12 protein-coding genes are annotated in these 16,146 nt (G+C 39.7%); 1 reads left to right on the top strand and 11 read right to left on the bottom strand.

Features of this window, described 5'->3' with window-relative positions:
* Positions 1–2: 2 nt before the first annotated feature.
* The 4 genes from rplW to rpsJ form a co-directional block, all read right to left on the bottom strand.
* A complete protein-coding gene (gene rplW, locus DS745_RS04525) occupies positions 3–293 on the bottom strand; it encodes a 50S ribosomal protein L23 (RefSeq protein WP_071315273.1) in 291 nt (96 codons plus the stop codon).
* On the bottom strand, positions 293–916 hold the full coding sequence (gene rplD / locus DS745_RS04520; protein ID WP_129077091.1) for a 50S ribosomal protein L4: 624 nt from the start codon (positions 914–916) through the stop codon (positions 293–295). The genes rplW and rplD overlap by 1 nt, the downstream gene beginning before the upstream one ends.
* A 26-nt stretch (positions 917–942) precedes the next feature.
* Complete coding sequence (gene rplC, locus DS745_RS04515; protein ID WP_129077090.1) at positions 943–1,572, bottom strand: 50S ribosomal protein L3; 630 nt, start codon at positions 1,570–1,572, stop codon at positions 943–945.
* A 67-nt stretch (positions 1,573–1,639) separates the two neighbouring features.
* Entirely contained in the window at positions 1,640–1,948 is a 309-nt protein-coding gene (gene rpsJ, locus DS745_RS04510) for a 30S ribosomal protein S10 (RefSeq protein WP_071307865.1), read from the bottom strand.
* Between the two features lie 376 nt (positions 1,949–2,324).
* Between rpsJ and DS745_RS04505 the strand changes: the two genes are divergently transcribed.
* Entirely contained in the window at positions 2,325–3,245 is a 921-nt protein-coding gene (locus DS745_RS04505) for a nuclease-related domain-containing protein (protein ID WP_129077088.1), read from the top strand.
* Between the two features lie 578 nt (positions 3,246–3,823).
* On the opposite strand, the gene tuf is transcribed toward DS745_RS04505, so the two are convergent.
* The 7 genes from tuf to rpoB all read right to left on the bottom strand — a co-directional run bounded on the left by tuf (position 3,824) and on the right by rpoB (position 15,942).
* Entirely contained in the window at positions 3,824–5,014 is a 1,191-nt protein-coding gene (gene tuf / locus DS745_RS04500; RefSeq protein ID WP_129077086.1) for an elongation factor Tu, read from the bottom strand.
* A 119-nt stretch (positions 5,015–5,133) separates the two neighbouring features.
* The gene (fusA, locus tag DS745_RS04495; protein WP_129077084.1) at positions 5,134–7,212 is read right to left on the bottom strand and encodes an elongation factor G; all 2,079 of its coding nucleotides are present in this window, start codon (positions 7,210–7,212) and stop codon (positions 5,134–5,136) included.
* Positions 7,213–7,349: 137 nt separating this feature from the next.
* Positions 7,350–7,820 carry a 30S ribosomal protein S7 gene (rpsG, locus tag DS745_RS04490; RefSeq protein ID WP_129077083.1) on the bottom strand — a complete coding sequence of 157 codons (471 nt, stop codon included), beginning with the start codon at positions 7,818–7,820 and terminating at the stop codon, positions 7,350–7,352.
* 44 nt (positions 7,821–7,864) lie between these two features.
* A complete protein-coding gene (rpsL, locus tag DS745_RS04485) occupies positions 7,865–8,299 on the bottom strand; it encodes a 30S ribosomal protein S12 (RefSeq protein ID WP_129077081.1) in 435 nt (144 codons plus the stop codon).
* 108 nt (positions 8,300–8,407) lie between these two features.
* Positions 8,408–8,656 (bottom strand): 50S ribosomal protein L7ae-like protein, encoded by a 249-nt coding sequence (locus DS745_RS04480; RefSeq protein WP_129077079.1) that lies wholly within the window; start codon positions 8,654–8,656, stop codon positions 8,408–8,410.
* Positions 8,657–8,735: 79 nt separating this feature from the next.
* The gene (gene rpoC, locus DS745_RS04475; RefSeq protein WP_129077078.1) at positions 8,736–12,359 is read right to left on the bottom strand and encodes a DNA-directed RNA polymerase subunit beta'; all 3,624 of its coding nucleotides are present in this window, start codon (positions 12,357–12,359) and stop codon (positions 8,736–8,738) included.
* 37 nt (positions 12,360–12,396) lie between these two features.
* Positions 12,397–15,942 (bottom strand): DNA-directed RNA polymerase subunit beta, encoded by a 3,546-nt coding sequence (gene rpoB, locus DS745_RS04470; protein WP_129077076.1) that lies wholly within the window; start codon positions 15,940–15,942, stop codon positions 12,397–12,399.
* Positions 15,943–16,146 lie beyond the last annotated feature (204 nt).

The raw sequence follows: 16,146 nt of genomic DNA, 5'->3' as shown, positions 1-16,146 counted from the left end.
ACTTAAACACCTTCAAAGAATTCTAATTCTTTACTCTCAGCAGTTAACGTAACGATAGCTTTTTTACGACGAGGCGTGTAACCTGAGTGACGTCCAAATCTCTTGAACTTCCCTTTGTAATTCATCGTGTTTACGTTAGCTACTTTCACTCCAAAGATTTCCTCGATCGCATCTTTGACTTGAGTTTTGTTAGCACGAACATCTACTTCAAAAGTATATTTCTTTTCTGACATAAGGTCAGTTGAACGTTCTGTAATTACGGGGCGCTTAATGATATCACGAGCGTTTTCCATTACGCTAGCACCTCCTCTACCTTTTGAACAGCATCTTTAGTAATAACTAGTTTGTCGTGTTTTAATACGTCAAGCACGTTGATACCTTCAGCAGTTACAAATGTAACTCCAGGGATATTACGAGCTGATAACGCAACGTTATCATTGTAGTCACCAGTAACTACTAACGCTTTACGATCAACTGATAAATTATTTAAGATTGCCACCATATCTTTTGTTTTCGGTGTTTCTAATGTTAAACCTTCAAGTACTACGATTTCTGCAGCCTGTACCTTTGAAGCTAAAGCTGATTTAATCGCTAAACGACGTACTTTTTTAGGTAATTTGTAGCTATAGCTACGAGGTGTTGGTCCGAATACAACTCCACCACCAACCCATTGAGGTGATCTGATAGAACCTTGTCTTGCGCGACCAGTTCCTTTTTGACGCCACGGTTTACGTCCGCCACCACGTACTTCTGAACGTCCTTTCACATCATGTGTTCCTTGACGTAATGAAGCTTGCTGCATCACAACAGCATCGTGTAATACATTTTGATTTGGCTCAATACCGAACACAGCTTCTGATAATTCGATATCACCAACTTGTGTTCCGTTTTGATTAAATAATGCAACTTTCGGCATGAGGTATCCTCCTTTCTTTCTGTCGATTAGTTCGCTTTAACAGCGCTCTTGATAGTTACATAGCCTTTTCTAGCTCCAGGAACATTACCTTTAACTAAAAGTAAGTTACGCTCTGTATCTACCTTAACGATCTCTAAATTTTGTACAGTGATTTGTTCGCCACCCATACGTCCAGGTAATAATTTACCTTTGAATACGCGGTTTGGAGCAACTGGTCCCATCGAACCAGGACGACGGTGATAACGCGATCCGTGAGCCATTGGTCCACGTGATTGGTTATGACGTTTGATAGATCCTTGGAAACCTTTTCCTTTAGAAACACCTGTTACGTCAACGATGTCACCTTCACTAAATGTATCTACTTTGACTTCTTGACCAACTTCGTAAGCAGCAAAGTCAGTGCCACGAATTTCCTTCATGTAGCGCTTAGGATTAGCATTGGCCTTTTCAGCATGACCTTTTGCTGGTTTCGTTACGCGCGATGCTTTCACATCATCATATCCTAATTGGATCGCAACGTATCCGTCTGATTCAACTGATTTCTTTTGAAGGACAACGTTTGGAGTAGCTTCGATAACAGTTACTGGCACCACGTCACCTTTTTCAGTGAATACTTGAGTCATTCCTAATTTTTTCCCTAAGATTCCTTTGGTCATGAGTCACACCTCCTGATATATATAATTTATAATTGTTTTGCCATTAAGTGTTTGTTTGGTCTAACTATTAAAGTTTGATTTCGATATCTACGCCTGACGGTAAGTCTAAACGCATTAAAGCATCCACAGTTTGTGGAGTTGGGTTCACAATATCAATTAGACGCTTATGTGTGCGCATTTCAAACTGCTCACGAGAATCTTTGTACTTATGAACCGCTCTTAAAATCGTGTAGATTGACTTCTCTGTAGGAAGAGGGATCGGTCCAGAAACTTGAGCACCTGAACGTTTAGCTGTTTCTACGATTTTTTCAGCAGATTGATCTAGAATTCTGTGATCATAAGCCTTTAAACGAATGCGAATTTTTTGCTTTGCCATGTAATAACCTCCTTTATCGTCCATTTTATAAATAGACATACTCCGCGAAAATTTCCTCACCTTCACCATGGCAACGGGCTCGGGTGTGTCAGCAACCTTCCGCATCATCGCTGTCAACGACCAACATTATCTATTATATAGATTATACTAGAAGAAAGCAAGTGTTTTCTTTAAGTACCGGTCGCACTTTTACTATTATATATACATGTTAAACTATTTGCAAGCTTTGGCTGAAAAATTTATGCATGTATGCAGAATATAATTTCTTCCAATAGCTTTAACGGGAAGTTAATTCTGTTTCCTTCTATATAATATAGATTGTTTATATGTTTAGCTAGTTGTAAAATTAGGATATTAAATAGAGAGGTTGTGGTATATGGTTATTAAAGAACGTTGTGAAAGTGAAGAGTTACTTTTGTTTCGCCAGCTGTATTTACGTATGGAGCTTTCAGAGAAAGATAAGCAACATTATTTTAACTTGGAGAAAGGTTACGAAGGTGAACTAGCTTTTGATCATATGATTGATCACCAGAGGAGTAATTGTCTTATTCTTAACGACCTCTTACTCGAAATTAATAATTCCTTATTTCAACTTGATAAAGTCTTGATAGCTCCTGAGAAAGTATATATATATGAAGTTAAAAACTTTGAAGGAGATTATTATTTTGAGAGTGACAGGTGGTTTACTCTTGGTAAGACTGAAATTAAAGACCCGCTGCTTCAATTAAAGCGAAGCGATTCCTCCTTACGACGCTTACTAAAGCAAATTGGTTTTAATTGCACCATCGATAGTCACCTCATTTTTGTTAACCCTGAATTTCATTTATATAATTCCCCTATCCATCAACCCATTATTTACCCTACACAAATCAATCGACATATCTATGATTTCAAACTTAACTCCTCACTAAAGCTTAATAATAATCATTTCAAGTTAGCTGAAAAACTATTAGATTTGCATATCAGTAAAAATCCATATAGCCTTGTCCCTAAATACCAGTATGATGATATTAAGAAAGGGATCGTATGTCCAACTTGTGGTTCTTTTTACAGTGGGATGAAGGAGGCTCACTTGCTTAGTTGTGGTAAGTGTGGTTTTAAGGAGACTGTTGAAAGTGGTGTGTTGAGGAGTGTGGGAGAATTTGCTCTTTTGTTTCCGGATGTAAGAATTACTAAGAATATTGTTTGGGACTGGTGCAGGATAGTAAGTTCTAAGTATATTATACAAAGAATTCTCATGGATAATTTTAAAGTGGTAGGAGCGGGTAAAGCTTTGCATTACATTAAAAAAATCTAGCTAATTTATAGAATAATGTGCTATTTTTACAGTTGTGTTGGCGGATAGCACCGAATCGATTAAGGGTTTTACAATTACTAACAGATTTGTCGTCGATTTAGGCCGAAACGATAACGAATTTTACAGTTACTTACAGATCCTTCGTCGGTTCAACTCGAATCGATTACGCTTTTTACAGTTGCTTACAGATCCTTCATCGGTTCAACTCGAATCGATCACGCTTTTTACAGTTGCTTACAGATCCTTCATCGGTTCAACTCGAATCGATTACGCTTTTTACAGTTGCTTACAGATCCTTCATCGGTTCAACTCGAATCGATTACGCTTTTTACAGTTGCTTACAGATCCTTCATCGGTTCAACTCGAATCGATCACGCTTTTTACAGTTGCTTACAGATCCTTCATCGGTTCAACTCGAATCGATTACGCTTTTTACAGTTGCTTACAGATCTGTCGTCGGTTCGCACATATTCATCTTAAAAATACTTTAAACTCTAGCCCCAACTACTCAAAACTCAATCCAATTAATCCTAATTAAAAAGGTAGCCCCCGTAGGAGCTACCTTATATTTATGGAGATTACTCCATGATTGTTGCTACTACTCCAGCGCCTACAGTACGGCCACCTTCACGAATAGAGAACTTAGTTCCTTCTTCGATACCGATTGGAGCGATTAGTTCAACAGTCATTTCGATGTTGTCACCAGGCATTACCATCTCAACGCCTTCTGGAAGTTGGATGATTCCAGTTACGTCAGTTGTACGGAAGTAGAACTGTGGACGGTAGTTAGAGAAGAATGGAGTGTGACGTCCACCCTCTTCTTTTGAAAGAACGTAAACTTCTGATTTGAACTTAGTGTGAGCTTTTACAGTTCCTGGCTTAGCAAGGATTTGTCCACGTTGGATGTCATCACGAGATACACCACGAAGTAAAGCACCAATGTTGTCTCCAGCTTCAGCATAGTCAAGAAGCTTACGGAACATTTCAACACCAGTTACAGTTGTTGATTTTGGCTCTTCAGTTAAACCAAGGATTTCTACTACATCCCCAACTTTAACTACTCCACGCTCAACGCGTCCAGTAGCAACTGTTCCACGTCCAGTAATTGAGAATACATCCTCAACTGGCATCATGAAAGGCTTGTCAGTTTGACGAGGTGGTGTTGGAATATAAGAATCTACAGCATCCATAAGTTCGAAGATTTTAGCTTCCCACTCAGCGTCTCCTTCAAGAGCTTTAAGAGCAGAACCTTTGATTACAGGAATGTCGTCTCCTGGGAAGTCGTATTCACTAAGAAGATCACGGATTTCCATTTCAACTAATTCTAATAATTCTTCGTCGTCTACCATGTCACACTTGTTCATGAATACAACAAGGTATGGTACACCTACTTGACGAGATAAAAGAATGTGTTCACGAGTTTGTGGCATTGGGCCGTCAGCAGCAGATACTACTAAAATTCCGCCGTCCATTTGAGCAGCACCAGTGATCATGTTTTTAACATAGTCAGCATGTCCTGGGCAGTCAACGTGTGCATAGTGACGAGCATCAGTTTCGTACTCAACGTGTGCAGTTGAGATTGTGATACCACGCTCACGCTCTTCTGGAGCACCATCGATTTGATCATAAGCCATAGCTGTACCTTTACCAGACTTCTTGTGAAGTACTGTAGAGATTGCAGCAGTTAATGTAGTTTTACCATGGTCAACGTGTCCGATTGTACCAACGTTAGCATGCGTTTTCGAACGGTCAAATTTTTCTTTACCCATTTTGAAAAGCCTCCTTAAATAATTGGAAATTAATTTATAATTTTTTTAGGAAAGGCGATCCTTAAACCACCTTTCTTAGATTACAACATTTTAAACTCAGATACAATAATCTTGGAAAATTATTGTCCTGTTTGCTTCTTAATGATTTCTTCAGAGATACTCTTCGGTACTTCTTCATAATGATCGAAGTGCATTGAGTATGTTCCGCGTCCTTGTGTACGAGAGCGTAAAGATGTTGCGTAACCGAACATTTCAGAAAGTGGAACCATTGCACGAACTACTTGCGCATTTCCACGTGCTTCCATACCTTCTACACGTCCACGACGGCTTGTTACATCTCCCATGATGTCTCCCATGTACTCTTCAGGAACAACAACTTCAACTCTCATCATTGGCTCAAGGATAGCTGGATTACAATGAGCTTTTGCGTTCTTAAGTGCCATAGATCCAGCAATTTTGAACGCCATTTCGTTAGAGTCAACGTCATGGTAAGATCCATCAAAGATAGTAGCTTTAAGGTCTAATAATGGGTAACCTGCAAGCATACCGTTTTGCATAGATTCTTTAATACCAGCTTCAACAGCAGGTACGTATTCACGAGGTACAACCCCACCAACGATCTTGTTTTCGAAGACAAAGCCTTCTCCTTCTTCAAGTGGTGAGAATTCAATCCAAACGTGACCGTATTGTCCACGACCACCAGACTGACGTACGAACTTACCTTCAACTTTAGCCGATTTACGGATTGTTTCACGGTAAGCTACCTGTGGAGCACCTACGTTAGCTTCAACTTTAAATTCACGACGCATACGGTCAACGATGATATCTAAGTGAAGCTCACCCATACCAGCGATGATCGTTTGACCAGTTTCTTCATCAGTGTGAGTTTTGAACGTTGGATCTTCTTCAGCAAGCTTCGACAGTGCCATACCCATTTTATCTTGGTCAGCCTTAGATTTAGGCTCAACAGATAATGAGATAACTGGCTCTGGGAATTGCATTGATTCTAAGATAACAGCGTTTTTCTCGTCACATAATGTGTCACCAGTAGTTGTATCTTTAAGACCTACTGCTGCTGCGATGTCACCTGCGTAAACCATTGAGATTTCCTCACGTGAGTTTGCATGCATTTGTAGGATACGTCCAATTCTTTCACGCTTACCTTTAGTAGAGTTAAGTACATAAGAACCTGAGTTAACTGTACCAGAGTAAACACGGAAGAATGTAAGTTTCCCAACATAAGGGTCAGTCATAACTTTGAATGCAAGTGCAGAGAATGGTGCATCGTCACTTGACTCACGAGTTACTTCTTCTTCAGAATCAGGTAAAATACCTTTGATTGATGGAACGTCTGTTGGAGCAGGTAAGTATTCAAGAACAGCGTCTAGTAATAACTGAACACCTTTGTTCTTAAATGCAGATCCACAAACTACTGGATAGAATTCAACGTTAGTTGTGCCTTTACGGATAGCCGCTTTAAGCTCTTCTTTCGTGATTTCTTCACCATCTAAGTACTTCATCATTAATTCTTCTTCTAATTCTGCAGCACCTTCAATTAACTTTGTACGCCACTCTTCAGCTAATTCCTTATATTCTTCAGGAATTTCTTTAGCGTCTGTACGTGTTCCTAGATCATCTTCGTAGAAGTATGCAACGTTTTCTACAAGGTCGATAATTCCAGTGAATTGATCTTCAGCACCGATTGGTAATTGGATTGGGTGTGCATTAGCACCAAGACGATCATGTAATGTTCCTACTGAGTATAGGAAATCAGCACCGATCTTATCCATTTTATTTACGAAAACTACACGAGGTACACCATATGTAGTTGCTTGACGCCAAACTGTTTCTGTTTGTGGTTCTACTCCTGATTGTGCATCTAGTACCGCAACAGCGCCATCAAGTACACGTAAAGAACGTTCAACTTCAACTGTGAAGTCTACGTGTCCTGGTGTATCGATGATGTTGATACGGTGACCTTTCCACTGAGCAGTTGTAGCAGCAGATGTGATTGTAATACCACGCTCTTGCTCTTGCTCCATCCAGTCCATTTGTGAAGCTCCTTCATGAGTTTCACCAATTTTATGGATACGGCCTGTATAGAAAAGAATACGTTCAGTACATGTTGTTTTACCAGCATCGATGTGAGCCATGATACCGATATTACGTGTCTTTTCTAAGGAGAACTCTCTTGCCATAGGTTTCTTTCTCCTTCCTAATGTTGAAAAAATTTGGGTTGTATATAGCTTAACAAGCCTGACGATAGACGTTCAACTTAGGGTTGAACGTCCGTCCGACTTTTCTAGCTATAAATATATAAAAATTGCTTTTAATTCTACCAACGGTAGTGAGCGAATGCTTTGTTCGCTTCTGCCATTTTGTGCGTGTCTTCACGCTTCTTAACAGATGCTCCAGTGTTGTTAGCAGCATCCATGATTTCGTTAGCTAAACGCTCTTCCATCGTTTTTTCTCCACGAAGACGAGAGTAGTTAACTAACCAACGAAGTCCTAACGTCGTACGACGCTCAGGTTTAACTTCGATCGGCACTTGATAGTTAGCACCACCAACACGGCGAGCTTTAACTTCAAGAACTGGCATGATGTTTTTAATAGCTTGTTCAAAAACTTCCATTGGATCATTTCCAGTACGTTCTTGAACTAGGTCAAACGCTCTATATAAAATAGTTTGCGCTACTCCTCTTTTACCGTCAACCATGATACGGTTGATAAGACGAGTTACTAACTTTGAATTATAAAGCGGATCAGGTAATACATCTCTACGAGCTACAGGTCCTTTACGAGGCATTATTTCCCCTCCTTTCAATCTTAAAACATCTATTTTAATTTAATTTATTTTTTCGCAGCTGTTTTACCAGCTTTTGGTCTCTTTGTTCCATACTTAGAACGACCTTGCATACGGTTCTGTACTCCAGCTGTATCTAGAGCTCCACGTACGATGTGGTAACGAACCCCTGGTAAGTCTTTTACACGACCACCGCGAATAAGTACTACGCTGTGCTCTTGTAGGTTGTGACCAATACCTGGGATGTATGCAGTAACCTCAATTCCGTTTGTTAAACGTACACGAGCATACTTACGTAATGCTGAGTTCGGTTTTTTCGGAGTCATAGTACCAACACGAGTACATACACCACGTTTTTGCGGTGAAGATTGGTTAGTTTGTGACTTCTTGAAGCTATTGTAACCTTTGTTTAACGCAGGTGAGTCAGACTTTTTAACTTTATCTGTACGACCTTTACGTACCAATTGGTTAATTGTAGGCATTTGATTTCCTCCTTCCTAAAACTATTTTAAAGACCACTGAGCCAGGTGGTTCATTTTTCTCCAAAAGTAACGTTTTTGCCAAGGGTTAAACCCCTAGCAAAAACGTATTTACTTTATAATCGCTACAGTGGCTGCTGAAACATCAATTCCACAAGCTTTTCCAAGCTTTTTCATGGATTGAACTTTTATGGTAGGGACGTCTTTTTTCTCGGCTAATGCCAGGACTTTATGAACTACTTTGTAGTCGGCGTCACTTGCAATATATAGCTCTGTAACAATCCCATCCTCTAAAGCTTTAAGTGTTTGTTTCGTGCCAATTACTTTTTCCTTAGCCTGTGCTACTTTTTCATAAGACATTATTTTATCCTCCAAAGTATCAGGTTCTTTAACGCACTCAGATATAATACCATCCTTTATGCATCAGTGTCAACACTATTTAGTCATGAAGTACAATTTCTTTTTCATTCTCAAGTGCTTCTACTTCTTTTTCCTCTTGGCCTTCAAGCTTTAGATCAATATTACGGTATCTTGTCATACCAGTACCAGCTGGAACTAGCTTACCGATAATTACATTCTCTTTCAGACCAAGAAGCTCATCTCGCTTACCTTTAATTGCTGCATCCGTAAGAACACGTGTTGTTTCTTGGAATGAAGCGGCCGATAAGAATGAGTCTGTTTCAAGAGATGCTTTCGTAATACCTAGTAATACTGGACGACCTGTTGCAGGTTGACCGCCGGTAAGTAATACTTTCTTATTCGCATCAATGAATTGTGGTATTTCAATTAACGATCCTGGCAACACTTCAGTATCTCCAGCGTCTAATACTCTAACTTTTCTTAGCATCTGACGCACCATTACCTCAACGTGCTTGTCACCAATTTCTACCCCTTGCATACGATAAACTTTTTGAACTTCGCGTAGCAAGTATTCTTGAACACCATTAATACCAGAGACTTTTAACAGTTCTTTAGGGTCAATTGAACCTTCAGTTAGAACTTCACCAGCACTTACTTCCTGACCAACGGTAACTTTAATTCTAGCCCCGTATGGAATTGGATAATTTCTTGTCTGGATTTCACCTTGTACAGTTACTTCACGCTTATCCTGTACATCAGAAACATCGATAACCTTACCATCGATTTCAGAAATAACTGCTTGACCTTTCGGATTACGCGCTTCGAAAAGCTCCTGGATACGCGGTAAACCTTGAGTGATATCATCTCCGGCAACCCCACCTGTATGGAACGTACGCATTGTAAGCTGTGTTCCTGGCTCACCAATCGATTGAGCGGCGATAATACCAACTGCCTCACCAACTTCAACATCAGATCCTGTAGCTAAGTTGCGACCATAACATTTTTTACATACTCCATGTCTAGTATCACATGTAAATGCAGAACGGATCGTAACGCCTACGATACCTGCATCTTCAATTTCTTTAGCTATATCTTCTGTAATCAACTGGTTCTTTCCGATAATAACTTCTTTTGTTTCTGGGTGATACACAGTTTTAAAGATAAAACGCCCAACTAAGCGATCATATAGACTTTCAATAATCTCTGTGCCATCTTTAATTGCTGCAATATCTAATCCTCTATCAGTTCCACAATCATCATCACGGACAATAACATCCTGTGCTACGTCAACGAGACGGCGAGTTAAGTAACCTGAGTCAGCAGTTTTTAATGCTGTATCGGCAAGACCTTTACGCGCACCATGTGTAGAGATAAAGTACTCTAGTACTGTTAATCCCTCACGGAAACTTGACTTGATCGGTAACTCAATGATACGACCAGATGGGTTTGCCATTAGTCCACGCATACCAGCAAGCTGCGTAAAGTTCGATGCATTACCACGGGCACCAGAGTCACTCATCATAAAGATTGGGTTTAACTTATCAAGTGTACCCATTAATTTTTCTTGAATAACGTCTTTAGCAGCACTCCAGATAGAAATAACACGATCATAACGTTCTTCCTCTGTAATTAAACCACGACGGAATTGTTTTACAACTCTATCTACTTTTAATTCTGCATCTGCTAAAATTTCTTTCTTTTCAGGTAATACAACAATGTCAGCAACACCAACCGTGATACCTGCTTTTGTAGAGTATTTAAATCCTAATGCCTTCATTCTATCTAGCATTTTTGATGTTTCAGAAATCTTAAAGATCTTAAATACCTCAGCAATAACATTTCCTAAGAAACCTTTCTTGAAAGGAGTAACAACGTCTCTTTCTTGGAAGATTTCCTTTACATTAGAATTAAGCGGCACAATGTACCTCTCAGGCGTAGCTTCCTGAAGATTTGTCATTGAAGGCTCATTTATATAAGGGAATGTTTCCGGTAAAATTTCATTGAAAATTAATTTTCCAACTGACGTTAACAACAATTGATTTTGTTGGTCTTCAGTAAAAGTTGTTTTCTTTAAAGAAGCGACCGGAATTGCTACTCGGCTGTGCAAGTGAACATAGCCATTTTGATAAGCAATTAATGCTTCATTTGTATCTTTAAAGATAGCACCTTCACCAACAGCATCTTTACGTTCTAACGTTAAGTAATAGTTTCCTAATACCATATCCTGAGACGGTGTAACTACTGGTTTTCCATCTTTCGGGTTAAGAATGTTTTGTGCTGCTAGCATTAAAATTCTAGCTTCTGCTTGTGCTTCGGCAGAAAGCGGAACGTGAACAGCCATTTGGTCACCATCAAAGTCAGCGTTGTAAGCTGTACATACGAGTGGGTGAAGTTTAATCGCTCTTCCTTCAACTAGAGTTGGTTCAAACGCCTGGATTCCAAGACGGTGAAGCGTAGGGGCACGGTTTAATAGAACCGGATGCTCTCTAATTACTTCTTCTAATACATCCCAAACCTCTGGTTGCACTCTCTCAACTTTTCGCTTTGCACTCTTAATGTTGTGTGCAATACCTTTAGCAACTAGTTCTTTCATAACGAATGGTTTGAAAAGTTCTAGAGCCATTTCTTTCGGTAATCCACATTGATACATTTGTAGATGTGGACCTACTACGATAACGGAACGTCCTGAATAGTCAACACGCTTCCCTAGTAAGTTTTGACGGAAACGACCTTGTTTCCCTTTAAGCATATGTGATAAAGATTTTAACGGTCTGTTACCAGGTCCTGTAACAGGACGCCCGCGACGACCATTATCAATTAAAGCATCTACAGCTTCTTGTAGCATACGCTTTTCATTTTGAACGATAATATTTGGAGCACCTAAATCTAAAAGGCGCTTTAAACGGTTATTTCTGTTAATAACACGACGATATAAATCATTTAAGTCAGATGTAGCAAAGCGTCCACCATCTAATTGAACCATCGGACGTAGTTCAGGCGGAATAACCGGCAGTACGTCTAGGATCATCCATGAAGGATCATTCCCTGAATTTCTAAATGCCTCTAATACTTCAAGACGCTTAATTGCTCTTGTGCGACGTTGGCCTTGGGCTGTAACTAATTCCTCTTTTAATAAATCAACTTCTTTTTCAAGGTCGATGTCTGATAAAAGTTTTCTAATTGCCTCTGCACCCATTTGAGCAGTGAAGCCTTTTCCGTACTTTTCACGATACGTACGATATTCTTTTTCAGAAAGCAGTTGTTTTGTATCAAGAGGTGTATCTCCAGCATCCGTTACGACATAAGAAGCAAAGTAAATAACTTCTTCTAGCGAACGAGGAGACATATCTAGGACAAGCCCCATACGGCTAGGGATACCTTTGAAGTACCATATGTGAGAGACAGGGGCAGCTAACTCAATATGCCCCATTCGCTCACGACGAACCTTAGCTCTAGTTACTTCAACACCACAACGGTCACAAACGACACCTTTGTAACGAACGCGTTTATATTTACCACAATGACATTCCCAGTCTTTTGTTGGTCCGAAAATTCTCTCACAAAAAAGACCGTCTTTTTCTGGCTTTAACGTACGATAGTTGATTGTTTCTGGCTTCTTGACCTCACCACGAGACCAAGAACGAATTTTGTTCGGTGAAGCAAGACCAATCTTCATGTACTCAAAATTGTTTACATCTATCAAGGGGTCAACCTCCCTTTCGGCTTTCAGGTTCTTCGATTTATCCGTTTATTTCAGTAGTTTCAAGATTTAAGTTAAGCTTATCATTGTTTTGCTCTTCTTCATCATCATCAAGCTCACGCATTTCGATTTCTTCTTCGGTGCTAGATAACATCTTAACATCCATACCTAAACTTTGAAGTTCTTTAATTAATACTTTAAATGACTCAGGTACACCAGGTTCTGGAACATTCTCACCTTTTACAATTGCTTCATACGTTTTCACACGACCGATAACGTCATCTGACTTAACTGTAAGAATTTCTTGTAGAGTGTAAGCTGCTCCATAAGCTTCAAGTGCCCATACTTCCATCTCTCCAAAGCGCTGTCCTCCGAACTGCGCTTTACCACCAAGTGGCTGCTGGGTAACAAGTGAGTATGGTCCAGTAGATCTAGCATGAAGTTTATCATCAACCATGTGAGCAAGTTTGATCATATACATAATCCCTACTGAAATACGATTATCAAATGGCTCACCTGTTCTTCCATCATAAAGAACTGTTTTTCCGTCTCTAGCCATACCTGCTTCTGCAAGTGTACCCCACACGTCTTCCTCACGAGCACCGTCAAATACCGGAGATGCTACATGAATGCCTAGCTTTCTAGCAGCCATTCCTAAATGTAGCTCAAGCACTTGTCCGATGTTCATTCGCGATGGTACCCCTAGAGGGTTAAGCATGATGTCGATAGGCGTTCCGTCAGGTAAGTATGGCATATCTTCTTCTGGCATAATTCTTGAGATAACACCTTTGTTTCCATGACGTCCAGCCATTTTATCGCCTTCATGAATTTTACGCTTCTGAACGATATATACGCGAACGAGTTGATTTACTCCCGGCGGAAGTTCATCTCCGTCTTCACGATTAAACACTTTTACGTCAAGGATAATTCCATCTCCACCATGCGGAGCTCTAAGTGACGTATCACGTACTTCACGTGCTTTTTCTCCGAAGATTGCATGTAAAAGTCGTTCTTCAGCCGTAAGTTCAGTTACTCCTTTAGGAGTTACTTTTCCAACAAGAATATCTCCATCTTTTACTTCTGCACCAACACGGATAATCCCTCGCTCATCAAGGTTACGTAACGCATCCTCACCAACGTTTGGAATATCTCTCGTAATTTCTTCAGGTCCTAACTTTGTATCACGAGCTTCAGACTCGTACTCTTCAATATGAATAGAAGTATATACATCATCTTTTACAAGACGCTCACTAAGAATGATCGCATCCTCGTAGTTAAACCCTTCCCAAGTCATGAACCCTACCATAACGTTACGACCTAAAGCAAGTTCTCCTTGCTCCATTGATGGACCGTCCGCAAGGATTTCACCTTTTGTAACAACATCGCCTTCTTTTACAATTGGGCGTTGGTTATAACAAGTTCCTTGGTTAGAACGAACAAATTTCAATAAATTATAGCGATCCAAATCGCCTCTTACTTCATTTCCTTCAACATCTAAAAGACGACGAACTTGGATTTCTTTTGCAGTAACACGCTCAACAATTCCTCTATACTTAGCAACAACCGCAGCACCTGAGTCTCTTGCAGACATGTGTTCCATACCAGTTCCAACTAATGGAGACTGTGGCTGTAGTAAAGGCACTGCCTGACGTTGCATGTTCGCTCCCATTAACGCACGGTTAGAGTCATCGTTTTCTAAGAACGGGATACACGCAGTCGCCGCAGATACTACCTGTTTAGGTGATACATCCATGTAGTCTACACGTTCGCGTTTAACGATGGTGTTCTCCCCACGGAAACGAGCGATGATATTTTCATCAATAAATGAACCATCTTCGTCTAATAGGGCATTTGCCTGTGCAACTACATAGTTATCCTCTTCATCGGCTGTTAAGTAGTCAATTTTTCTAGTAACTTTACCTGTTTCTGGGTCAACACGACGATATGGTGTCTCCATGAAACCAAATTGATTTACTTTTGCGTAAGAAGAAAGTGAGTTAATTAATCCGATGTTTGGCCCCTCTGGCGTTTCAATCGGACACATACGCCCGTAGTGAGAGTAGTGAACGTCACGTACTTCAAACCCTGCACGCTCACGCGTCAAACCACCCGGACCTAATGCTGATAGACGACGTTTATGTGTTAACTCTGCTAATGGATTTGTTTGATCCATAAATTGTGATAACTGAGAGCTTCCAAAGAACTCTTTAATTGATGCAATAACAGGACGGATATTAATAAGCGCTTGTGGTGTAATCATGTTCGCATCTTGAATTGACATACGTTCACGAACAACACGTTCCATTCTTGAAAGTCCGATTCTAAATTGGTTTTGTAATAGCTCACCAACTGAACGTAAACGGCGGTTTCCTAAATGGTCAATATCATCTGTATCACCAATACCATGTAATAGGTTAAAGAAGTAATTAATAGAAGCAATAATGTCAGCAGGTGTAATATTTTTTATGGTTTGCTCTACATTACCATTACCAATAACGTTAATTGGCATATTCTCTTCTTGGTTGTTTGGCGCAAATACCTTAATAGATTGTAAAGGTACTTCTACCTCGTCAATCACACCACCACGTAATGAAACGTTTCTAAACCCTACATTATTTTCTAAGTAAGGAATTAGGCGGTCAAGTAGACGACGATCAATAATTACGCCTTCCTCAGCTAAAACTTCTCCTGTTTCAGGATCAATTAACGTTTCAGCTAAGCGTTGGTTAAAGAGACGGTTTTTAATGTGTAGCTTTTTATTAATTTTATAACGACCTACATTAGCTAGATCGTAACGTTTCGGATCAAAAAAGCGTGATTCTAATAAACTTTTTGCATTTTCTACTGTAGGTGGCTCACCTGGACGAAGACGCTCATAGATTTCTAATAGAGCCTTTTCCGTACTATCGGTGTTATCTTTATCTAATGAGTTTCTTAAGTACTCATCTTCACCTAGTAGATCAATGATCTCTTGATCAGATCCAAAACCTAAAGCACGTAATAGAACTGTTACTGGAATTTTACGAGTACGATCAATACGAACGTAAACGACATCCTTAGCGTCTGTTTCAAGTTCTAACCATGCACCACGGTTTGGAATCACAGTTGCTGTAAAACCTTTTTTTCCGTTTTTATCGATTTTCTTACTATAATAAACACTTGGAGAACGAACAAGCTGGGAAACGATTACACGTTCTGCACCATTAATAACGAACGTACCTGTTTCAGTCATTAACGGGAAATCACCCATAAAGACTTCTTGCTCTTTTACTTCTCCTGTTTCTTTATTAATTAGACGTACTTTCACACGTAGTGGTGCTGCATAAGTAACATCTCGTTCTTTCGACTCTTCCACAGAGTATTTAGGCTCACCTAAACTGTAATCAATAAACTCCAAAATTAAGTTTCCTGTAAAATCTTGAATCGGAGAGATGTCTTGAAACATTTCTCTTAGTCCCTCATCAAGAAACCATTGATAAGAAGCTGTTTGGATCTCAATTAAATTCGGTAACTCTAGTACCTCTTTAATACGAGCATAGCTTCTTCGTTGGCGGTGTCGTCCATACTGAACTAGTTGACCTGTCAACTGATTCACCCCTTAAATCTAGCGTTTTAGTTTCGATCTTTTTAGCCAAAACTTTATTTTGACTAATCTTTTGGCCTAGCTGTTAACTAAGCATATATTAGAAAACTCGGTTGCACTTAGCAGTAGTTCAGGTAGCTTTTTCAAACTAGGAGATCAAAACTGTTATATACAAACCTAAGTTTTGCTGATAACATAAAAAATAAA

This window comes from Anaerobacillus alkaliphilus (genome assembly GCF_004116265.1).
Classification (GTDB): Bacteria; Bacillota; Bacilli; order Bacillales; family Anaerobacillaceae; genus Anaerobacillus; species Anaerobacillus alkaliphilus.
This window is presented reverse-complemented; position numbering and strand designations above follow the sequence as displayed.